Source organism: Stutzerimonas sp. VN223-3 (assembly GCF_045999685.1).
In the GTDB taxonomy this organism is placed as follows: Bacteria; Pseudomonadota; Gammaproteobacteria; order Pseudomonadales; family Pseudomonadaceae; genus Stutzerimonas; species Stutzerimonas stutzeri_AR.
The window spans coordinates 638173-658774 of sequence record NZ_RBEC01000003.1 but is presented as its reverse complement, the minus strand read 5'-3'; the positions used below and the strand labels follow the sequence as shown (position 1 = coordinate 658774).

Here is a 20602-nt window from a genome sequence, read left to right as displayed (position 1 = left end):
CGTTAGTTATGAATTCAAAACTCAAAATACAAAAATAAGATTTGGAGAATCGCCATGTTGAAGCTCGATTTTCATCCGTCCGGCCGTCATTTTCTGCAGATCCCCGGACCTTCGCCGGTTCCGGACCGCATCTTGCGGGCTATGAGCCTGCCCACTATTGATCATCGTGGACCGGAGTTCGGTGCCCTGGGTCGCGAGCTGCTGAGCAAGATCCGTCAGGTGTTCCAGACCCAGCAGCCCGTGGTGATCTACCCCGCATCCGGTACCGGGGCGTGGGAGGCGGCGTTGGTCAATACGCTGTCGGCTGGCGACCGAGTATTGATGTTCGAAACCGGTCACTTCGCCACGCTGTGGGAAAAGATGGCCCGGCGTCTGGGGTTGGAACCTGAGTTCCTCGGGCTACCGGGTTACGAAGGCTGGCGCCGTGGCGTGCAGGCCGACATGATCGAGCGGCGCCTGAAAGAGGACAGCAGCCACACCATCAAGGCTGTCTGCGTGGTGCACAACGAGACGTCCACCGGCGTTACCAGCGACATCGCGGCAGTGCGTCGTGCCATCGATGCGGCCAAGCATCCGGCGCTGTTGCTGGTAGATACCATTTCCGGCCTGGCCTGCGCTGATTATCAGCACGACGCCTGGGGCGTGGACGTCACTATCTCCGGCTCGCAGAAGGGCCTGATGCTGCCGCCTGGCATCAGCTTCAACGCGGTATCTGAGAAGGCAATCGAGGTCAGCCGCAGCGCGCAGCTGCCGAAGAGCTTCTGGGCCTGGGACGAAATACTCGAACTAAACCGCAGCGGCTACTGGCCATACACACCCAACACCAACCTGTTGTACGGGCTGAACGAAGCGCTCGACATGCTGCTGCAAGAGGGGCTCGATCATGTCTTTGCACGCCACCAGCGTTGGGCTGCCGGCGTGCGTACGGCCGTCGCGTGCTGGGGGCTGGAGGTGCAGTGTCAAGATGCGAGCGTCTTCTCACCGGTGCTGACCGGTGTGGTAATGCCGGAAGGCATCGATGCCGACGAGGTTCGCAGCCTGATCTACCGCCGTTTCGACCTTTCGTTGGGCACCGGGCTGGGCAAGGCGAGGGGCAAGATGTTCCGCATCGGGCACCTGGGTGATTGCAACGATCTCACCCTGATCGCCACCCTCGGCGGTTGCGAGGCCGGCCTCAAGATGTCCGGTGTTTCGCTCAAGGGGAGCGGTGTACTTGCCGCACTGGATTACTTCGCAGCGAACCCGCTGGACTACGCGCGTTGACATCCCCCTTTGACGGCAGACATGGGAGGTCCTGATGACTTCGTTTACCGAACCCAGAATACCGGCGAGCAAGGTGTCGTCAGAACGTGCTTCGGCGCTGGCAGCGCGGCTACAGCGCGAAATTGCCGGCGAGGTAATGTTCGATTCGGCGTCACGTGGCCGCTACGCAACTGACGCTTCGATCTATCAGATCACGCCGGTCGGTGTGGTAATCCCGCGTCACCAGCATGACCTGCAGGTAGCACTGGATATCGCCCGAGATGCCAAGGTTCCGCTGCTGGCGCGCGGTGGCGGCACCAGCCAGTGCGGCCAGACCGTGGGTGACGCGCTGATCGTCGATACCAGCCGCTGGCTGAATCAGATCGTCGAGTTCGACCCAGACAACCTGACGGTAGTGGTCGAGCCGGGCGTAGTGCTCGATGACCTGAACCGCTGGCTCAAGCCGCACGGGCTGTGGTTTCCGGTGGACGTGTCGACGTCTGCCCAGTGCACCCTGGGTGGTATGGCAGGCAACAATTCCTGCGGCTCGCGTTCAATTCGCTACGGCAACATGGTGCACAACGTCTTGGGCATCGATGCGTTGCTGGCCGATGGCAGCGAAGCGCGCTTCGGTCTGCTCCATGAGCTGGCACCGGGTGACCGGGTACGCCAGATCGCCCGCGAGGTGCAGCGTATCGCCGAGCGCGAACATGCCAATATCCGTGAGCACTACCCGAAGGTGCTGCGCCGCGTGGGCGGCTACAACCTCGACCTGTTCGATTGCCAGAACCCGCTCCCCTACGACTCGGGCGGCCAAGTCAACCTGGCCCACCTGCTGATCGGTTCGGAAGGTACGCTCGCGGTCACCCGGCGGATCAAGCTCAAGCTGGCGCCGCTGCCCCAGCACAAGGTGCTGGCGGTGGTGAATTTCCCGACCTTCTATCAGGCCATGGACCTGACCCAGCACATCGTCACGCTCGACCCGACGGCGGTCGAACTGGTCGACCGCACGATGATCGATCTGTCGATGGAGAATCCGTCCTTCAAGCCGGTGATCGAGAAGGCGCTGATTGGCTATCCCGAGGCATTGCTGCTGGTCGAGTTCGCGGGCGAGGAAGTCGCCGCCCTGCATGAGCAACTCGACAGGCTGAGCGAGCTGATGGCCGATCTCGGCCTGCCCGGTAGCGTGGTCAAGATGACCGAGTCTGCAGAGCAGACAGCACTGTGGAACGTACGCAAGGCCGGCCTGAACATCATGATGAGCATGAAAGGCGACGGCAAACCGGTGTCCTTCATCGAAGACTGCGCGGTGCCGCTGGAGCATCTGGCCGAATACACCGCCAAGCTCACCGAGGTGTTTCACAAGCACGGCACTGAAGGCACCTGGTATGCCCACGCCAGCGTTGGCACCCTGCACGTACGGCCGATTCTCGACATGCGCCGTGATGGCGCGCAAAAGATGCGCGCCATCGCCGAAGAGGCGTCCGCGCTAGTCCGTGCTTACAAGGGGGCGTTTTCTGGCGAGCATGGGGATGGCCTGTGCCGCGGAGAGTGGGTGGCATGGCAGTTCGGCCCGCAACTCAATGCGGCATTCAAGGAGATCAAGCAGCTATTCGATCCGGAAAACCTGCTCAATCCGGGCAAGATCGTCGATACCCCGCGCATGGACGATCACAGCTACTTCCGTTTCCCCAAGACCTATCAGCCGATTCCGGTAACGCCGGTGCTGGATTGGTCGGAATGGAACGTGTTGCGCGATCCGTTGACCGGCAAGCAGAGCGCGCCCGGCAGTGGCGCCGATCCCACCGGCGGGCTGATCGGCGCCGTCGAGATGTGCAACAACAATGGCCACTGTCGCAAGTTCGATGCCGGCACCATGTGCCCCAGCTTCCGGGCGACGCGCGACGAGCAGCACCTGACCCGCGGCCGTGCCAACACGCTACGGCTGGCACTATCCGGGCAGCTAGGCCCCGATGGATTGGGCAGCGAAGACGTCAAGGCCGCGCTCGACCTGTGTGTCTCCTGCAAGGGTTGCAAGCGGGAATGCCCGACTGGCGTCGACATGGCAAAGATGAAAATCGAGGCGCGTGCGGCCTGGGCGAAAAATCATCCGATGCCGCTACGTGAGCGGATGGTGGCGGAGATGCCGCGCTACGCGCCATATGCGCGCCATCTGGCCGGTGTGACAGGCCTCGTCGAGCGCGTGCCGCTGCTGTCGCAATGGGTCAAGCGCACATTGGGACTGGCCGGGCAGCGTGCGCTGCCGCGCTTCGCAGGCAACTTTCTGGCGACCGCGCCAGCAAGCCGTTCGACACATACGCGGGAGGTCCTGCTGTTCGTCGACACCTTCAACAACTACATGGAACCGGAGAATGCGCGAGCGGCCTGTCGCGTACTCGAGGCGGCCGGGTATCGGGTCCATTTCAATCAGGCGCCATCAGAGCGACCGTTGTGCTGCGGGCGCACTTACCTGGCATCGGGTCAGGTCGACAAGGCCAAGGCGGAAGCCCGGCGGACGCTCGACCACCTGCTGCCGTTCGTCGAGCGCGGCGTGAGCATCGTCGGGCTTGAGCCTTCGTGTTTGCTGACCATGCGCGACGAGTTTCTGCGCTACGGTTACGGCGAGCAGGCCAAGGCGTTGTCGAAGGCGTCCTTCCTGTTCGAGGAGTTTCTGGTCAGGGAGCAGGCTGCAGGCAATCTGCAGCTCAAGCTCAGGGCGCTGGAAGCACCACGGGCGCTATTGCACGGTCATTGTCATCAAAAGGCATTCGACGCGCTGCGGCCGGTGGAACAGGTGCTGCGCTGGATACCCGATCTAGAGGTCAGAACGGTCGAAACCTCATGCTGTGGCATGGCTGGAAGCTTCGGCTACGAGCGCGAACACTACGATGCTTCGATGCAGATAGCCGAGCTAGCGCTGCTACCTGCGGTGCGTAAAGCCGAAGCCGAAGATCTGGTGGTCGCCGACGGTACCAGTTGCCGCCACCAGATCCACGATGGGGCTCAGCGTGAGGCTTTGCACGTGGCCAGGGTTCTGGAGCGGGCTTTGGCCTGATGTGTCGAGGCCGGCGATCCCACGCGAAAACGACGCGGGTTCGCTGGCGCCGCCGCTGTGGGCCGGCCGATTGTCGCCTGGGCGATCATCGAATGGTCCGGCGGCTCACTCGTCGAACTCTTCCCAGCCGCCCATTTCCTTCCAGCGATTGACGATGCCGCAAAACAGTTCGGCCGTCTTCTCGGTGTCGTAGCGGGCTGAATGCGCTTCGCGTCCGTCGAAATCAATACCCGCCGCCTGGCAGGCCTTGGCCAGAACGGTCTGGCCGTAGGCGAGGCCGGCGAGGGTAGCGGTGTCGAAGCTGGAAAAAGGATGGAAGGGGTTGCGCTTGATGTCGCAGCGCGCCATGGCCGCGTTGAGGAAACCGAGATCGAAGCTGCTGTTGTGGCCGACCAGAATGGCGCGCTTGCAGCCTGCCGACTTAACCGCTTTGCGCACACTGCGGATAATCTCGTTCAGCGCCTGCGACTCGGGGACGGCCATACGCAGCGGGTGGTCCAGCTTGATGCCGGTGAATTCCAGCGCCGCTGCCTCGATATTGGCGCCCGCGAAGGGTTCCACCCGGAAGAACAGCGTTTCCTGTGGATAGAGCAGACCCTGTTCATCCATGCCGATGGTCACAGCGGCGATTTCAAGCAGCGCGTCGGTGGCACAGTTGAAGCCGCCACATTCGACGTCCACGACCACCGGTAAAAAGCCACGGAAGCGCCTTGCCATGGGCGATCGCGGCTTGCCGGCGAGATTGCCTTCGAGCTCATCGTCGAACTGCTCGTCGCTCATGCGCTTGTCTCCAGCCGCCATTGCAGGGTTTCGCCCGCGCGCAGGGGCACCACGTTATGCTCGCCGAACGGCAGGTTGGCCGGCACGTTCCAGGGTTCGCGTACCAGCGTGATTTGCTCGGTGTTGCGTGGCAGACCATAAAAGTCGGCACCGAAGTGGCTGGCGAAGGCTTCCAGGCGATCCAGCGCATTGCGCTGTTCGAAGGCCTCGGCATACAGCTCTATCGCCGCGTACGCGGTGTAACAACCGGCGCAGCCACAGGCGTTCTCCTTGGCGTGCTGGGCATGGGGTGCCGAGTCGGTGCCGAGGAAGAACTTCCGGTTACCGCTGGTCGCTGCATCGAGCAGGGCTTCCTGGTGGGTGTTGCGCTTGAGGATCGGCAAGCAGAAGAAGTGCGGACGAATGCCGCCAACCAGCATGTGATTGCGGTTGTAAAGCAGATGGTGGGCCGTGATCGTCGCACCGACGTTGCTGCTGGCCGCCTCGACGAACTGCACTGCATCGCGAGTGGTGATGTGCTCGAACACCACCTTGAGGGTTGGGAAACGCTCGGTCACTCGGCTCAGTTGCTCGTCGATGAAGTACTTCTCGCGATCGAAGATATCGATCTCCGAACGGGTCACTTCACCGTGCACCAGTAGCGGAAGACCGACTTCGGCCATGGTTTCCAGTACCGGAAAAATATTGTCGATGCGGGTCACGCCAGATGCGGAATTGGTGGTTGCACCGGCCGGATAGAGCTTGGCCGCGTAAACATAACCGCTGGCCTTGGCTGCGCGTATGTCGTCGGGCTGCGTGCCATCGGTGAGATAGAGCACCATCAGCGGCTCGAAGCTGTTCGCGTCCGGCCTGGCGGAGAGAATGCGCTGACGGTAAGCGTCTGCCTCTGCGGCGTTGCGTACCGGCGGGACCAGGTTCGGCATGATGATCGCGCGGGCGAACTGGCGAGCAGCATCCGCCACGGTATGCGGCAGCGCTGCGCCGTCGCGCAGATGAATGTGCCAATCGTCGGGGCGCAGTAGAGTCAGTCGGTCGAACATGCAGGTTTCCAGGCGGGTAAAACGTGCACGAATGCTACCGTAAACGGGGGAAAAAATCGCCGCAGACGGGACGTCAGGGTCCGAAAGAGCCTCTCCGAGGGGCGACCAGGCGTGCTAAACGGATGGCGCGCCTGTTCAAGTTTCCGCTGCCAGCACCGATACCCCGGTTGAATGTTGTTTACCGTGGAGCCTTACGTGCGCCTGCGCCTCTTTGTTCTTGCTTGTCTACTGACTTCGCCGGCCGATGCCATCACGTTCCAGACACGTCTGGAACGGGTGCAGTGGCAGGTCGATGGCGACCAGTTCGAATGCCGGCTGGTACAACCGGTGGCCGGCTTCGGCAGGGGCGAGTTCGTTCGGCGCGCTGGTGAGCAGGCCATCTTTCGCTTGCAGTCGCCTGATCGCTGGCTGGGCAATGGCTCGGCGACTCTGCTGGCAGCGGCTGCGCCTTGGCAGCCGGAGCGTAGCGATATCAACTTGGGCATGGTCTCGGTAGTCGGTGGCGATATCCCGTTCAATAGCTCGCAATTACAGGCCGGGCGGCTGCTGAGCGGTCTGCTCGACGGGCGCAGCCCCGTGGTGCGTCATCACACGTTGCACGGTGGTGAAGCGCTCGAAGTGCGTCTGCTGCCGGCGCGCTTTGGCAAGGCGTACGAGGAGTTTCGCGCCTGCACGGCGAAGCTGCTGCCAGTGAATTTCGATCAAATTCGCCAGTCCCAGATCGGCTTTCCCAGCAGTGATGTGACGCTCGATGCGCTGGGCCAAGCCAAACTCGATATCATCGTGCAATTTCTCAAGGCCGACCCGAGCGTCAATCACATCCAGCTCGACGGCCATTCCGACAATAGCGGCAACCGACTCACCAATCGCGACCTGTCCCGCCGCCGCGCGCTGGCGGTGGAAGAGTATCTAGTCGCCAACGGCGTGCCAAAGGAGCAAATCACGCTGCGCTTTCATGGCGAGCGCTATCCACTGGTCCCGAATAACGGCGAAACCAATCGAGCAAAGAATCGCCGGGTCACCCTGCGTCTCGATCGTGCCCCTGCGAGCACCACAGCCGCCGCCGGGAATGTCGCCCCGTCGTCTTGAGGCCGAGCGATGCTTACGCCCCTGTAAAACAAACGTCGCGACCAGTAGAATCCCCGCTTTCCTTACAATCCCGGGAGTGGATGGCAATGGCCGACGTAAAGAAGGTAGTCCTGGCGTATTCCGGTGGCCTGGACACCTCGGTGATCCTCAAGTGGCTACAAGACACCTATAACTGCGAAGTGGTGACCTTCACCGCCGACCTCGGTCAGGGTGAAGAAGTCGAGCCAGCACGCGCCAAGGCCAAGGCCATGGGTGTCGAGGAAATTTACATCGACGACCTGCGCGAAGAATTCGTCCGCGATTTCGTCTTCCCGATGTTCCGCGCCAACACCGTTTACGAAGGCGAATACCTGCTGGGTACTTCCATCGCCCGCCCGCTGATCGCCAAGCGCCTGATCGAGATTGCCAACGAGACCGGTGCCGACGCCATCTCCCACGGCGCGACCGGCAAAGGCAACGATCAGGTCCGTTTCGAGCTGGGTGCCTATGCGTTGAAGCCGGGCGTCAAGGTCATTGCGCCCTGGCGTGAATGGGATCTGCTGTCGCGCGAGAAGCTGATGGACTACGCCGAGAAGCACGCCATCCCGATCGAGCGCCACGGCAAGAAGAAGTCGCCGTATTCCATGGATGCCAACCTGCTGCACATCTCCTATGAAGGCGGCGTGCTGGAAGACACCTGGACCGAGCATGAAGAAGACATGTGGCGCTGGACGAAGTCACCGGAAGCCGCACCGGACACCCCGACCTATATCGAGCTGACCTACCGCAAGGGCGATATCGTCGCCATCGACGGCAAGGACATGACGCCCGCTGAAGTGCTGACCTACCTGAACAAGATTGGCGGCGAGAACGGTATCGGTCGTCTGGATATCGTCGAGAACCGCTACGTCGGCATGAAGTCGCGCGGCTGCTACGAAACCCCCGGCGGCACCATCATGCTCAAGGGCCATCGCGCCATCGAGTCGATCACCCTGGACCGTGAAGTCGCGCATCTGAAAGACGAGCTGATGCCCAAGTACGCCAGCCTGATCTACAACGGCTACTGGTGGAGTCCTGAGCGCAGCATGCTGCAGCAAATGATCGATGCCTCGCAGGTCAATGTGAACGGTGTGGTACGTCTGAAGCTCTATAAAGGCAATGTCATCGTTACCGGCCGTAAGTCCGACGATTCGTTGTTCGATGCCAATATCGCTACATTCGAAGACGATGCCGGCGCCTACGATCAGGCTGACGCGGGCGGCTTCATCAAGCTCAACGCACTGCGCATGCGCATTGCCGCGAACAAGGGCCGGACGCAGTTCTAAAACAACAGCTGCGCCGCGTCCGACCATAACCCCGGCCATGTGTCGGGGTTATGCTTTCTGCACAGACACGAGCCTGGCCGAATGAGGAGAAACACACCATGAGACTGCTGCATACCATGCTGCGCGTAGGCGATATGGATAGATCCATTGCCTTCTATACCGAAGTGCTGGGCATGACGCTGCTACGCCGCAAGGATTATCCGGAAGGCAAGTTCACCTTAGCGTTTGTCGGCTACGGCGACGAAGCGCATAACAGCGTGCTGGAGCTGACCCATAACTGGGGCGTCGAGAAGTATGATCTGGGCGATGGCTACGGCCATATCGCGCTGGAGGTGGAAGATGTCTACAAGGCCTGCGAAGACATTCGCAGCCGTGGCGGCAAGATCACCCGCGAGCCAGGACCAATGAAGCACGGCACCAGCATCCTGGCGTTCATTGAGGACCCGGACGGATACAAGGTTGAATTGCTGTCACCGTCACGTCGGGACTGAAGGTCCGAGCGCAAAAAAGCCCCATTTACGGGGCTTTTTCAGTCAGAGGTCAAAGTCGAACTCGTTGAGTTGCTTCTGCAAACGACGCTCTTCAAGCAAATTGTCGATAATGCGGCGCTTGGTCAGGTTGGTTTTGGCCACTTCAACCGGAGCTTCTGCAGTATCGTCTTCGTCCTCGGCGACGAAGTCATCTTCAATCTGGATATCTTCTTTCTCGGACACTTATCTACTCCACGGCTAAGGCGCGCTGTTGGCGCACCTTATAGCGACAAAAGAGAAAGTCGTAAAAAAGATTTTTTCAATCAGCCGATAGGTTTTTGCTCCGGTCAATCAATCGTCGGAAGTCTTGTGCTTGTACTCGCAGAGGTCCTCGATCCGACAGCTGCCACATTGAGGCTTACGCGCCTTGCAGACGTAGCGGCCATGCAGGATCAGCCAGTGATGGGCGTCGAGCAGGTAATCCTTCGGGACGAACTTGATCAGTCGTCGCTCGACCTCCAGCACGTTCTTGCCTGGCGCGATATTGGTGCGGTTGGCGACCCGGAATATATGCGTGTCGACTGCCATGGTGAACTGCCGAAAGGCCGTGTTCAGTACGACATTGGCGGTCTTGCGGCCTACGCCTGGCAGGGCTTCGAGATCTTCGCGGTTGTCCGGTACCTGGCTGCCGTGCTTCTCGATCAGGATGCGGCAGGTTTCGAGCACGTTCTTGGCCTTGCTCGGGTAGAGACCGATGGCCTTGATGTAGCTGCACAGGCCGTCGTAGCCGAGTGCATAGATGGCTGCCGGTGTATTGGCGACCGGGTAGAGCTTGGCGGTTGCCTTGTTGACGCCAACATCTGTGGCCTGGGCGGACAGGATCACTGCGATCAACAGCTCGAACGGCGTGCTGTATGCCAGCTCGGTCTTCGGTTCGGGATTGTCTTCGTGGAAACGGCGAAAGATTTCCAGTCGTTTTGCAGCATTCATTACAGCGTTCCATCCAGCATCATTCGATCACTCCGGTGACGCGAACGCGACGGCTTTGTACCGGCGCGTCCGGCTGTATCGCCTTGGCGCGCTCTGCGAGGTTCTCGTCGATACGGTTTTTCAGCGCAATCAACAGGCCGAGTACGATGAATGCACCGGGCGGCAGGATTGCCAGCAGAAACCCCTTGTAGTCGCTGAACAGGGTCAGCTGCCAGTCCGCGGCGACTGGGCCGAACAGCAGATGCATATTGGCGAACAGTGCGCCGGTGCCGACCAGTTCGCGGACGCCACCCAGCACCACAAGCACCAGCGCGAAACCCAGCCCCATCAGCAGGCCATCGAAGCCTGCAATCAGCGGGTTGTGCTTGGCGGCAAAGCCATCGGCACGGCCAAGGATCACGCAATTGGTGGTGATCAGCGGGATAAAGATGCCGAGAATCTGATACAGCTCATAGGTGTAGGCCTGCATCAGCAGCTCGATGCAGGTCGTCAGCGCGGCGATGATCATCACAAAAGCCGGCAGGCGCACGGCGGTGTTGACCACGCCGCGCACCAGCGACACGCCGATGTTCGAGCAGATCAGGACCAGCGCGGTGGCCAGACCGAGACCGAGGGCGTTGACCGCCGAGTTGCTGACCCCGAGCAGCGGGCAGAGCCCTAGCAACTGGACCAGTGCCGGGTTGTTTTTCCACAGGCCGTTGATGCTCAGTTCTCGGTAGCTGGGATTGCTCATGGTGTATTGCCTTTCTGCTCGGGCTGCGGGTCGGTGACCTGCAACTCGTCACGGGTCGCGGCGGCGCCTGCGCGCGAATGGGTTGTCGTTTCGGCAGGCTCCGCTGCGTTTTCCAGCGCATCTTCGGGCGCTATCGGTCTAGTTGACGCGCCGAGCAGCTCGGCCTTATGCGCGTCGAAATATTTCAGGGCTCGGTGCACCGCGCCGACAACGGCGCGGGGAGTGATGGTGGCGCCAGCGAACTGGTCGAAGTCACCGCCATCCTTCTTCACTGCCCAGTCGGACTCGTCGGGATTGCCGAGTGACCGGTTCTCGAAGCTGCGAATCCACGAACTCTTCGCCAGCTCGATTTTGTCGCCAAGCCCGGGTGTCTCGCGATGACCCACTACACGCACGCCGGCAACTCGTCCGTCCGTATGTACGCCGACGAGCAAATGTATCGCGCCGCTGTATCCATCCGGCGCGATGGCTTGGAGAATCACTGCGCTGGGCTTGCCATTCTTGATCGCGACATAAGCGGGCAACGGTCCCTTGGTCCCCAGCAGGGGATCATGCACAGCGACGCTGTTGTCGAGGAGCTGGTTGTCGTAGCTGTCTCTGGGCAGGATTTCGTTCAGGGCACGCAGCTGTGCTGCGCGTTCCGACGCCTGGATGCGTTCGGCGGTGAATTGCTGCAGTAGCGTCACCGCGCCCACGGTCACCACGGCGAACAGACCTAACACCAGGCTGTTCTTGAGCATTGAGCGGCTGAGTTCAGGAAGGATCATGTCATTCGCCCAGCTTGAAGCCGCGCTCGGCCTTGCGATGGCCGTAGGTGCGCGGGCGGGTGTAGTAGTCGATGGTCGGCGCGCACAGGTTCATCAACAGCACGGCGAACGCGACGGCGTCCGGATAGCCGCCCCAAGCGCGAATCACATAGACCAGAATGCCGACGCCGGCTCCGAAGATCAGGCGCCCCTGGTTGCTGGTTGCGCCGCTCACCGGGTCGGTGACGATGAAAAACGCGCCAAGCATGGTTGCGCCGCTAAGCAAATGAAACAAGGGAGAGCCGTGGCTATCGGAGCCAGAACCGTTCCAGAACAACAGGCTCATCAGGGCCAGCGCCGCGAGCATGCTCACCGGTGCGTGCCAGCTGAACAGCCGCTTGTGCAATAGAAACAGGCCGCCGGCAAGGAACGCCAGATTGACCACTTCTGAACCGATGCCACCGAAGTGACCAAAGGCCGGGCTGGCCCAGAGCTCGTCGATCGTCAGGCTCTTGTTCACTTTGAGTACATCGAGTGCGGTGGCCTGTGACCAGCCGTCTGGTAGCGAGGCGATGCCAAGGATGTGCTGCAGACCGTCGACCAGCCCGACGCTGTGCGGGATTGGCCAGGTTGTCATCTCGATCGGGAACGAAACCAGCACCACCACGTAACCGATCATCGCTGGGTTGAAAGGATTCTGCCCAAGACCGCCATAGAGCTGCTTGCCAAAAACGATGGCGCTGCCGGTGGCAATCAGCGTCAGCCACCAGGGTGAATAAGGAGGGAGCGCCAGCGCCAGCAGCACGGCGGTAACCAGCGCGCTGCCGTCACGCAGGAAGAACTGCACGGGGCGTTGACGCAGCTTCAAGACCAGCGCCTCGCAGCCGAGCGCCACGACAGTGGCCCAGATCAGGTTGATTAGAGTGCCTGCACCGTATAGCCAGATCAGTGCGAGCACGCCCGGCAGGGTAGCGGCCAATACCAGCAGCATGACCCGCTGGGTGCGGTTGCTGCCTTTGGTATGCGGTGAGGTGATGCGGGGCAGGGCCATTGGCTCTCCGGTCAAATGCTGTGCGGGGGACGGTGTAGCGTCTGTCGCCCTCGGATAGCTACGCTGACGGCGCAGCTATTTACGAATCAGTGTGTTCTTGCAGCTTGCGCTCGGCTTCGCTCAGGCGTGTCCGCGCGGCCTCGATGGCGCTGGTTTCGCTGTCTGTATCGCGTTCAAGCTTACGCAAATCGGCGCGGGCGAAGGCGACGTCGGTTTTGAGCGTGCGGGTCAGGTCATTCACAGGGCGCTTGTCGTTGCGAATCAGCTCAGGAAGGGGTTTGCCGGAATTCGCCTCTGCGTCATGCAATGCTTGCTCGGCGCTGGCCAGGCCATCACGCAGTTTGCTCAGCTCGGCTTCTTCGGCACCAGCCTTCTCGGCTTTTTTGAGTTCGGCGCGCTTCATAGCCAGTTCGATCTTGGCTTTCTTCAGGGCCTCATCGCCGGCTGTCTTGGTGGCAGGCGCCGAAGTGTTTGCGGTTGTCAAAGCAAGCGCTTTTTCAGCCTCGGCCAGCTGCGACTGAAGGCGGCTCAGCTCGGAATTTTGTTCTGCATCGCGGTTTTCGAGCTTCTCAAGCTTGCGAGCCTGGACGCGAAGCATGGCGGCTTCGATCTTCGCTTTTTTCGCGGCGTCGTTGGTGGCCAGGGTGGGTGCTGTAGCAGTTTCGGCCGGCGGCGCGGCTGCATTGGCGTCATCCAACGCCTTCTGTGCGCTCATAGCAACGATGCGCAACTCGGCGACCTGTGCCTCCAGCTCCGCGGTCGCATGCACGGCGAGCTGCTTTTCGGCTTTCTTCAGTGCGACCTGCGCCATGCTGGCTTCGATCTTGAGTTTCTTTTGCTGCTCGGACAGGCCGGCTTTCTGTGCCTGAACGCGGGCGACCGGGTCGTCCTGGCTGGGCACAGAACTGGTTTCCGCTTGAGCCGCCTTGGCGCGTGCAGCGCGCTCGGCGCGGGCTTTGCGATCGGCTTCCTTTTGCTCTTCGGCCCGCCGCAAGCGCTCCTGGCGCAGTTCGAACCGTTGTTTGGAGTGCTCGGCCTTTTGCTGCTTCTGCTCCAGCGCACGAATCTCGCCCTTGGCCGAGCGGTAATACTGCACCAGCGGAATGCTCGACGGGCAGACATAGGCGCAGGCGCCGCACTCGATGCAATCGAACAGGTTATAAGCCCTGAGTTGTTCATGCTCCTGCCCCAAGGCGAAGAAATGCAGTTGCTGGGGCAGCAGGTTCGCCGGACAGACCTCGGCGCACTCGCCACAGCGAATGCATGGCAGGGCGGGCGGCGGTGGCGGCAGCTCGGTCAGGGTGCTAGCAAGCAGGCAATTGGTGGTCTTGACCAGCGGCACGTCTGTCGATGGCAGGGTGAAGCCCATCATCGGACCGCCCATGATCAGGCGATTGAGCTTGCTGCTGTCCAGTTCCGCGAAGGCCAATAGCTCGGCCACCGGCGTACCGATCAGAGCCTCTACGTTCATCGGCCGCCCCAGCGCTTCGCCGGTCAGGGTGGTAATTCGGGAAATCAAGGGTTTGCCGAGCAGGACTGCGTCATGAATGGCGACACAGGTCCCGACGTTCTGGCAGAGCATGCCTATATCGGCAGGCAGACCGCCGCTGGGGACCTCCTCGCCGGTAAGTATCTGAATGAGCTGCTTCTCACCGCCGGATGGGTACTTGGTCGGGAAAGATTTCACCAAGTAAGGACGCCCGCCGACCGCCGCCTGCACGGCAGCGATGGCCTCGGGCTTGTTGTCTTCGATGCCGATCAGCACCTGCTCCGGCTGGATCAGATGCGCAAGGATTTCGATACCGGCCACCAGCTCGGCGGCCTTTTCGCGCATCAGCAAGTCATCGGCAGTGATGTAGGGCTCGCATTCGGTGCCGTTGATGATGAGTGTGCGGATCTTCTGGCTCGACGGGGCACTCAGCTTGACCGCTGCGGGGAGGCCCGCGCCGCCCAAGCCGCTAATACCGGCCTGGCGGATGATTTCCAGCAGTTCGGCAGGCGGCAGTTGAGCGTATTCGGCATGCGGTTGCCGCTCGACCCATTCGTCCTGACCATCGCTGTCGATGACGATGGCGGCACTCAGCATCCCCGATACATGCGGGTAGGGTTGCGGCCCGATGAAACTGACTGTGCCGGAGGTTGGTGCGTGAACCGGCGCGCTAACGAATCCATTGGCCTCTGCGATTCGCTGCCCCTTGAGTACACGCTCACCGAGCATCACGCACGGCTCGGCCGGCGTACCCAAGTGCTGGGCGAGTGGTACGACCAACTGTGCGGGCAATGGCATCTGTTGAATCGGCGTGCGGTTGGACAGAGCCTTGCGCTCAGGCGGATGAATGCCGCCGTGAATGTCCCAGACGTTCAATGAGGTCATGCAGCCTGCTCCCGGTCGCTGGCAATCAGTTGGCCTGGTGTCAGCGGTTGGTCCCACTTCCAGCTCTGCAGGTTGCCTCCAACCTCGATCATGTCGATGCAATCCACCGGGCAGGGCTCGACGCATAGGTCGCAACCGGTGCATTCGGAGACGATGACTGTGTGCATCTGCTTCGCCGCCCCGACGATCGCATCGACCGGGCAGGCCTGAATACACTTGGTGCAGCCAATGCACTCGGCCTCACGGATATAAGCGACGCGGGGCGGGACTTCACCTTCGACGGCATCGAGCGGCTCGGGCTCGACGTCGAGCAGGTCGGCCAGCGCCTGGATCGTCGACTCGCCGCCCGGTGGGCATTTGTTGATCTTGTCGCCGCCGGCAATCGCTTCGGCGTAAGGCTTACAGCCCGGATAGCCACACTGCCCGCACTGGGTCTGTGGTAACAAAGCGTTGATCTGTTCAGCAATCGGATCGCCCTCGACACGAAAGCGCACGGCGGCAAAGCCGAGAATCGCGCCGCATACCAGGCACAGCGCGAGCAAGGCGAGCACCGCAATCATGACCAGGCTCATAGCTTGATCAACCCAGAGAAGCCCATGAACGCCAGCGACATCAAACCGGCGGTGATCATGCCAATCGCCGCGCCCTGAAAGGATTTGGGCACGTCGGCAATCGCGATGCGCTCACGCATGGCGGCGAAAAGCACCAGCACCAGGGAAAAACCGACACCTGCGGCGAAGCCGTTCGCCGTGGCGGTAAGGAAGGTAAATTCCGACTTGTTGGCGTTAAGCAGGGCGACGCCCAAGACGATGCAGTTGGTAGTAATCAATGGCAGAAAAATGCCGAGCACGCGGTACAGCAGCGGGCTGGTCTTGTTCACTACCATTTCGGTGAACTGCACCACGACGGCAATTACTAGAATGAAGCTGATGGTGCGCAGAAATTCGAGATCCAGCGGCTTGAGCACGTATTGCTGAACCAGGTAACTGCACATCGCTGCGAGGGTCAAGACGAAGGTCGTCGCCAGCGACAGGCCGATAGCGGTCTCGATCTTCTTCGATACGCCCATGAATGGGCACAGACCGAGAAACTGCACCAGCACGAAGTTGTTGACCAGAATGGCGCTAACCATGATCAGGGCGAGTTCGGTCATCGCGAGGTTCCTGAGGTGCTCTGCATGAGCCCGAGCTAAAAGGCCGCTATTATCGGGAAGCGACGGTGGCCATACAAGCCGCGGGTGCCTGAGGTATGCCGCACGGGACGAGGCGGGGCGCTGACATATGTGGAAATGCACCGACTGTCCGCTCGATCGTCAGGTGGCTATTTGCTGTGGTCTTATGGGGTGAGGTCGCAGCTTTCAGGCAGAGCGGCTGTTGGAGGTGCTCGATGAAGATTCGAATCTTGGTTTTGTTGCTTGGCCTAGGGCTGGGCACCCAGACGTACGCCGACTCGCGCGGCGGCGTATGGTTCTACCAACCGGATGGCGGTAGTTATCGCGTCGACAGTCGTTCGTATCAGTACGACCCGCGAAGCCCATATCCGCAGCATCGGCAATATCAACAAAACCTGCCACCGCGCTATCAGGGTCAGTTGCCACCGCAGTATTACGACCGGCACCGTGGATCTGACCGGCAACGCTGGGACAATGACCGCCGCCGAGCGATTAATCAGCTACAGGGCTCGAACAACGGCCGGCGTTCGGGGTTCGATCGTCCTCATCGTTGGAATCACGATGATCGGAATTTCGGGCGGCCGCCGCTGGTTCGTGACGGCCGCGATTACCGGATGCATCAGCATCGCGACTTCAATAACCGAGGCTATCGTCATTAAGATCGGCAGCGTCATTCTGAGCGAAACGTGATCTACCGGTTTCTCCAACGCGGGTCGCGCTTTTCCAGAAATGCATTGACGCCTTCGAGCGTGTCGTCAGCCTCGAATAGATCGACGAAGGCTTCGCGTTCTTTCGCAGCAAGGGTGGCTGGGCCGCGGGTGTGCATCGAGTCGATGAGCGGTTTGATCGCGCGCACCGCGACCGGACTCTGACGAGCCACACGCGAGGCTAACAACAATGCATGTCCGCGGGCTTCGCCGGGCTCTACGATCTGTTCTATCAAACCGATACGTAACGCAGTATCTGCAGTAATTCGCTCGCCGCAGAGGATTATCCGCTTGGCCCAACCCTCGCCCACCAGCCAGGCGAGCGCCTGGGTGCCGCCCGCGCATGGCAGCAGGCCGACCGACGCTTCAGGCAGGCCCATTTGTGCCTGTTGTTCGGCGATGCGGATATCGCAGGCCAACGCACACTCGAGCCCGCCGCCGAGCGCGAAGCCGTTGATAGCCGCTATCGATACGCCGCGAAACTCACGCAGTGCTTCGAACGCTTCGCCGAAGCGCCTCGCCATCTCCTGCGCGCGGGTGCGGTCGCCATCGGCGAAGAGTTTGAGGTCGGCCCCCGCGCTGAAGAATTTTTCGCCCTGGCCGCTGATTACTAACGCGTAAACCTCGTCATCATGGTTCAGATGATCGACGACTTGCTTGAGACCAATGAGCGACTCACGGTCCCAGGTGTTGGCGGGCGGATGGTTGATCGTGATTAGCGCGGTATGTCCGTGCTTTTCCACTGTCAGCTTATGGGTCAGGTCGAAGACCCCGGACTTGTAAGGTTCAACTGCAGTAGTGCTCATGGTCATCTTCCTCGTCGGGGGTCAAATGCGTACTTGTCTGCATCAGATTCGCGAATGGCCTGTGCGTTTCAGGCGCTCATGGCATCTGCGCGATACGCTAGTTCAGTGGCGGTGCCTTGGCTGGTATGCGAATGCGGCGTTGGGCGGGGGAGGAGGCGATTGGCGCGGTGATATGGATGCTTCCATATTCCGCGTGCAGGGGAGTCGGACCGGCGAAACGTTAGGGTGGCACTGGGTTGTCCAGTGCCACCCTGTCTGCGGCTTATTGCAGTGCCAGTGTCTGGCCGGCTGTACGGCGCTCGGCCTGCCATTCGGCATGGGTCGGCGCGGCTTGCTCACCGGTCAGTCGATGGACGATTTCGAAGTAGTCCTGCTTGAAGCGGTCCTTGAGCACTTCCTCACGTGGCTTGACCTTGACGGCGTATACCGTCTGCACGTTCTGGTGGTCGAAGGCGCGCCATTCCTGTTCGTCTTTAAGCAGGCTGTAGCGATGGCCTTCGAGCGCCGCGATGATCTGTTCGCTATCCAGACTGCGGGCGCGGGTCGCTGCATCGGCCCACTGATAGACGATGCTGTACGCCGATGCAGCCGAGCTGGACGGGTGAGTTTGGTAGCGTTCGTCGTAATTCTCGACGAACTTCTGCCCGGCAGCCGAGCCTTCCAGCTCCGGTACCCGCCAAGTCCACGGTTCGGTGCCCAGCACGCCGCGCATAATGTCTGGGCCTGCGGTTTCGACCATGCTCAACGTCAGATTGGGTACAGCGATCTGCATCCTCTTGTTTAAGCCCAGGTCATCGGCGATCCGCATCGCTCGTACCAAGTCTTCGCCGAACAGTACCAGCGCTAAAACTTCGGCATCGCTATTGGCCGCCTGGGTCAACGCTTCGCGGTAATCCGAGAGACGTGCTCCGGGAAATGCTGTTTTGAGGCCAGGATGCTTGCTCTTGTCCTGTGTACCGGTTGCCTGGCGCAGCGAGCTTTCGCTGGTATGGCCCCAGGTGTAATCGGAGGTGATATAGAAATAGCGCTTGTTCGGCAGGTTCTTGTTCAAATACTGGCCCAGCACCTGCGCGCTCATCCAGGCATTGTTGCATTCGCGAAACATGTAACGATGACCGTCCTTGCCGGTCGTGTCGTTGGAATAGGTAAGGGTGCCGAAGTAAAGCAAGCCGCGCTCTTTGGCACGTTTGCCGGCCGCGATGGCGACCGCGCTCGAGACGCCGCCAAACAGCATAGCGGCCCCTTCGTCAGCCAGCTTGTCGACGTTGGCCACGGCCTTCTCCGGTCGCGATGCAGAGTTGCGGCTGGAAAGTTTCAATGGCCGGCCCAGCACGCCGCCTTTAGCGTTGATTTCGTCGATGGCCAGCAATGCGCCGCGCATCTGCGAAAGGCCTTCTTCCTTGTAACTGCCGGTACGGGGATAGTTGAGACCGAGGGTAATCGGGTCGGCAGCTTCAGCAGCAAGACAGAAACCCAACCCCAGAGCTAAGAGGGTAGTCCGTTTCATCGCAGGATCCTTGTTGTATTTTTTTGTTGGCGAGACGCTTTTTTACCGTGCCCTGCGGCTATTCGTCACCCGTTAATTAGTCGTAGGCAAAGGCCTTATGTACAGGCGTGCGGCGTACGACATTTTTGAGAGAATTGTCGGCTGCAGTTGGGACAAGAAGCAGAGGGTTGCGTGGGGCCACGCATTGACTCGTCGGTTTCCTTTCCTTAGGGTCGGCGACTCGGCGGACCAGGAAAGCGCTATGACACAAGATGACCGCGTCAAACTCGAAGCCAGCTGGAAGGCGGCCTTGCAAGAAGAGTTCGAGCAGCCATACATGAAGGAGTTGGGCGCATTTCTGCGGCGCGAGAAAGCGGCAGGGAAAGTCATCTATCCGCCGGGGCCGCTGATTTTCAATGCGCTGAATTCGACACCGCTGGAGCAGGTCCGGGTGGTCATTCTCGGGCAAGACCCCTATCACGGCCCCGGGCAGGCGCACGGGTTATGCTTTTCGGTGCAGCCGGGTGTGGCGCCACCGCCGTCGCTACAAAACATCTTCAAGGAGCTAAAACGCGACCTGAATCTGGCTATTCCTCGCCATGGCTATCTGCAGCATTGGGCAGATCAGGGCGTGCTGATGCTCAATACGTCGCTCACTGTGGAACAAGGGGCGGCGGGATCACATGCGAAGATGGGCTGGCAACGCCTGACCGACAGAATCATCGAAGTGGTGAGCGAGCAACGGCCAAACGTGGTGTTCATGCTCTGGGGCGCGCATGCGCAGAGTAAGGCCAAACTGATCGATCCGACCAGGCATCTACTGCTTAAATCGGTACATCCGTCGCCTCTGTCGGCGCATAGAGGTTTTATTGGTAATGGTCATTTCAGTCGGGCTAATCAGTTTTTGAAGCAGCAAGGCCTGGCACCGATCGGCTGGGAGTTGCCGGCCGAAGTTTGACACCTGGCGCCAGGTGCCGCCGCCTTATTGCTGTTTCCCGCCGTGCTTGGAAGCAAGCTCTTTGGCATGCTGCAGATGCTGCTCAAGCTCCTGCAAAGTCGATTCGGCAAACTGCTTGAGCTCGGCATTCTCGCCATTCTGCGCATATTCGCGATACAGCTCGATAGTCTGCTCGTGAGCGACAACCTGGTTATTAGCATAGGCTTCGTCGAAATTCTCGCCGTCACGCAGCTTTAGAATCATGGCCTTGGCCTTGTCCATCAACATGGCTTCGTCAGACATCTCAAGATCGTCATGCTGCCCGGCCAGTTCGGCAAGTTTCTGATTCGACTTGGTGTGGTCATCGATCATTTTCTGGGCGAATGTCTTGACGTCCTCGGAGGTGCCTTTATCCAGCGCAAGCTTGGCAGTTTCGATTTCCGCCATGCCCTTCGCGGAGGCCTCGTCAACGAAGTTCTCACCTTCGGCTGCCAGCGCAAAGTTCGCGGCTACACCAAATAACAATGCAGCGGTACCCGATAAAAATGCTTTGGTTGTGCGAGTCATCTTGTTCTCCTTCATCTAACCGGCAAGCTTGTGCGGCGCCGAAGGCATGGCCCT

Annotated in this window: 20 protein-coding genes; 7 read left to right on the top strand and 13 right to left on the bottom strand. The window is 60.5% G+C overall.

The features are described 5' to 3' along the window. Positions 1–54 precede the first annotated feature (54 nt). Positions 55–1263 (top strand): pyridoxal-phosphate-dependent aminotransferase family protein, encoded by a 1209-nt coding sequence (locus D7241_RS18950; RefSeq protein ID WP_408102824.1) that lies wholly within the window; start codon positions 55–57, stop codon positions 1261–1263. Positions 1264–1297: 34 nt separating this feature from the next. Further along, on the top strand, positions 1298–4297 hold the full coding sequence (locus D7241_RS18945) for an FAD-binding and (Fe-S)-binding domain-containing protein (protein ID WP_408102823.1): 3000 nt from the start codon (positions 1298–1300) through the stop codon (positions 4295–4297). 105 nt (positions 4298–4402) lie between these two features. Here the strand turns inward: D7241_RS18945 and rnt are convergent, their stop codons facing one another. Both rnt and pyrC read right to left on the bottom strand, forming a co-directional pair. Further along, complete coding sequence (gene rnt, locus D7241_RS18940) at positions 4403–5077, bottom strand: ribonuclease T (protein ID WP_255981403.1); 675 nt, start codon at positions 5075–5077, stop codon at positions 4403–4405. Beyond that, positions 5074–6117 (bottom strand): dihydroorotase, encoded by a 1044-nt coding sequence (gene pyrC / locus D7241_RS18935; protein WP_408102822.1) that lies wholly within the window; start codon positions 6115–6117, stop codon positions 5074–5076. Before pyrC ends, rnt begins: the two co-directional genes overlap by 4 nt. A gap of 195 nt (positions 6118–6312) precedes the next feature. Here pyrC and D7241_RS18930 point away from each other — a divergent pair, with 195 nt between their 5' ends. The 3 genes from D7241_RS18930 to gloA all read left to right on the top strand — a co-directional run bounded on the left by D7241_RS18930 (position 6313) and on the right by gloA (position 9001). Next, positions 6313–7206 (top strand): OmpA family protein, encoded by an 894-nt coding sequence (locus D7241_RS18930; protein ID WP_255981407.1) that lies wholly within the window; start codon positions 6313–6315, stop codon positions 7204–7206. Positions 7207–7292: 86 nt separating this feature from the next. After that, positions 7293–8510, top strand: coding sequence for an argininosuccinate synthase (locus D7241_RS18925; protein ID WP_408102821.1), 1218 nt, complete (start codon positions 7293–7295; stop codon positions 8508–8510). 98 nt (positions 8511–8608) lie between these two features. Further along, positions 8609–9001, top strand: a complete 393-nt coding sequence (gloA, locus tag D7241_RS18920) for a lactoylglutathione lyase (protein ID WP_122165468.1) — start codon at positions 8609–8611, stop codon at positions 8999–9001. A gap of 42 nt (positions 9002–9043) precedes the next feature. On the opposite strand, the gene D7241_RS18915 is transcribed toward gloA, so the two are convergent. From D7241_RS18915 to rsxA, 8 genes are all read right to left on the bottom strand, one after another. After that, positions 9044–9223: a PA3496 family putative envelope integrity protein gene (locus D7241_RS18915; protein WP_255981411.1), complete on the bottom strand. Its 180-nt coding sequence runs from the start codon at positions 9221–9223 to the stop codon at positions 9044–9046. Positions 9224–9331: 108 nt separating this feature from the next. Beyond that, entirely contained in the window at positions 9332–9970 is a 639-nt protein-coding gene (gene nth / locus D7241_RS18910; protein ID WP_408102820.1) for an endonuclease III, read from the bottom strand. 19 nt (positions 9971–9989) lie between these two features. Further along, positions 9990–10703 (bottom strand): electron transport complex subunit E, encoded by a 714-nt coding sequence (locus tag D7241_RS18905; RefSeq protein WP_408102819.1) that lies wholly within the window; start codon positions 10701–10703, stop codon positions 9990–9992. Further along, positions 10700–11470 carry an electron transport complex subunit RsxG gene (gene rsxG, locus D7241_RS18900; protein ID WP_408102818.1) on the bottom strand — a complete coding sequence of 257 codons (771 nt, stop codon included), beginning with the start codon at positions 11468–11470 and terminating at the stop codon, positions 10700–10702. Before rsxG ends, D7241_RS18905 begins: the two co-directional genes overlap by 4 nt. A 1-nt stretch (position 11471) precedes the next feature. Beyond that, on the bottom strand, positions 11472–12500 hold the full coding sequence (gene rsxD, locus D7241_RS18895) for an electron transport complex subunit RsxD (protein WP_408102817.1): 1029 nt from the start codon (positions 12498–12500) through the stop codon (positions 11472–11474). Between the two features lie 79 nt (positions 12501–12579). Further along, positions 12580–14874, bottom strand: coding sequence for an electron transport complex subunit RsxC (gene rsxC, locus D7241_RS18890; RefSeq protein ID WP_408102816.1), 2295 nt, complete (start codon positions 14872–14874; stop codon positions 12580–12582). Then, positions 14871–15446: an electron transport complex subunit RsxB gene (gene rsxB, locus D7241_RS18885; RefSeq protein WP_408102815.1), complete on the bottom strand. Its 576-nt coding sequence runs from the start codon at positions 15444–15446 to the stop codon at positions 14871–14873. Before rsxB ends, rsxC begins: the two co-directional genes overlap by 4 nt. Next, a complete protein-coding gene (gene rsxA / locus D7241_RS18880) occupies positions 15443–16027 on the bottom strand; it encodes an electron transport complex subunit RsxA (RefSeq protein WP_408102814.1) in 585 nt (194 codons plus the stop codon). Before rsxA ends, rsxB begins: the two co-directional genes overlap by 4 nt. 327 nt (positions 16028–16354) lie before the next feature. Here rsxA and D7241_RS18875 point away from each other — a divergent pair, with 327 nt between their 5' ends. Further along, complete coding sequence (locus D7241_RS18875; RefSeq protein ID WP_408102813.1) at positions 16355–16735, top strand: hypothetical protein; 381 nt, start codon at positions 16355–16357, stop codon at positions 16733–16735. 1 nt (position 16736) lies between these two features. Here D7241_RS18875 and D7241_RS18870 read toward each other — a convergent pair whose 3' ends face one another. Together D7241_RS18870 and D7241_RS18865 are read right to left on the bottom strand one after the other, a co-directional pair. Next, positions 16737–17558 (bottom strand): enoyl-CoA hydratase, encoded by an 822-nt coding sequence (locus D7241_RS18870; protein WP_255981429.1) that lies wholly within the window; start codon positions 17556–17558, stop codon positions 16737–16739. 262 nt (positions 17559–17820) lie between these two features. After that, complete coding sequence (locus tag D7241_RS18865; RefSeq protein WP_408102812.1) at positions 17821–19065, bottom strand: ABC transporter substrate-binding protein; 1245 nt, start codon at positions 19063–19065, stop codon at positions 17821–17823. A 241-nt stretch (positions 19066–19306) separates the two neighbouring features. Here D7241_RS18865 and ung point away from each other — a divergent pair, with 241 nt between their 5' ends. Then, positions 19307–20002, top strand: coding sequence for a uracil-DNA glycosylase (gene ung, locus D7241_RS18860; RefSeq protein ID WP_408102964.1), 696 nt, complete (start codon positions 19307–19309; stop codon positions 20000–20002). Between the two features lie 24 nt (positions 20003–20026). Here ung and D7241_RS18855 read toward each other — a convergent pair whose 3' ends face one another. After that, positions 20027–20548 (bottom strand): DUF4142 domain-containing protein, encoded by a 522-nt coding sequence (locus tag D7241_RS18855; RefSeq protein ID WP_408102811.1) that lies wholly within the window; start codon positions 20546–20548, stop codon positions 20027–20029. Positions 20549–20602 lie beyond the last annotated feature (54 nt).

What these genes read in the sequence shown, in the direction of transcription:
- D7241_RS18950 (WP_408102824.1), top strand. Translation starts at nt 55, where the DNA reads ATGTTGAAGCTCGATTTTCATCCGTCCGGCCGTCATTTTCTGCAGATC.
- D7241_RS18945 (WP_408102823.1), top strand. Translation starts at nt 1,298, where the DNA reads ATGACTTCGTTTACCGAACCCAGAATACCGGCGAGCAAGGTGTCGTCA.
- rnt (WP_255981403.1), bottom strand. Translation starts at nt 5,077, where the DNA reads ATGAGCGACGAGCAGTTCGACGATGAGCTCGAAGGCAATCTCGCCGGC.
- pyrC (WP_408102822.1), bottom strand. Translation starts at nt 6,117, where the DNA reads ATGTTCGACCGACTGACTCTACTGCGCCCCGACGATTGGCACATTCAT.
- D7241_RS18925 (WP_408102821.1), top strand. Translation starts at nt 7,293, where the DNA reads ATGGCCGACGTAAAGAAGGTAGTCCTGGCGTATTCCGGTGGCCTGGAC.
- gloA (WP_122165468.1), top strand. Translation starts at nt 8,609, where the DNA reads ATGAGACTGCTGCATACCATGCTGCGCGTAGGCGATATGGATAGATCC.
- nth (WP_408102820.1), bottom strand. Translation starts at nt 9,970, where the DNA reads ATGAATGCTGCAAAACGACTGGAAATCTTTCGCCGTTTCCACGAAGAC.
- D7241_RS18905 (WP_408102819.1), bottom strand. Translation starts at nt 10,703, where the DNA reads ATGAGCAATCCCAGCTACCGAGAACTGAGCATCAACGGCCTGTGGAAA.
- rsxG (WP_408102818.1), bottom strand. Translation starts at nt 11,470, where the DNA reads ATGATCCTTCCTGAACTCAGCCGCTCAATGCTCAAGAACAGCCTGGTG.
- rsxD (WP_408102817.1), bottom strand. Translation starts at nt 12,500, where the DNA reads ATGGCCCTGCCCCGCATCACCTCACCGCATACCAAAGGCAGCAACCGC.
- rsxC (WP_408102816.1), bottom strand. Translation starts at nt 14,874, where the DNA reads ATGACCTCATTGAACGTCTGGGACATTCACGGCGGCATTCATCCGCCT.
- rsxB (WP_408102815.1), bottom strand. Translation starts at nt 15,446, where the DNA reads ATGAGCCTGGTCATGATTGCGGTGCTCGCCTTGCTCGCGCTGTGCCTG.
- rsxA (WP_408102814.1), bottom strand. Translation starts at nt 16,027, where the DNA reads ATGACCGAACTCGCCCTGATCATGGTTAGCGCCATTCTGGTCAACAAC.
- D7241_RS18875 (WP_408102813.1), top strand. Translation starts at nt 16,355, where the DNA reads ATGGCGGTAGTTATCGCGTCGACAGTCGTTCGTATCAGTACGACCCGC.
- D7241_RS18870 (WP_255981429.1), bottom strand. Translation starts at nt 17,558, where the DNA reads ATGAGCACTACTGCAGTTGAACCTTACAAGTCCGGGGTCTTCGACCTG.
- D7241_RS18865 (WP_408102812.1), bottom strand. Translation starts at nt 19,065, where the DNA reads ATGAAACGGACTACCCTCTTAGCTCTGGGGTTGGGTTTCTGTCTTGCT.
- ung (WP_408102964.1), top strand. Translation starts at nt 19,307, where the DNA reads ATGACACAAGATGACCGCGTCAAACTCGAAGCCAGCTGGAAGGCGGCC.
- D7241_RS18855 (WP_408102811.1), bottom strand. Translation starts at nt 20,548, where the DNA reads ATGACTCGCACAACCAAAGCATTTTTATCGGGTACCGCTGCATTGTTA.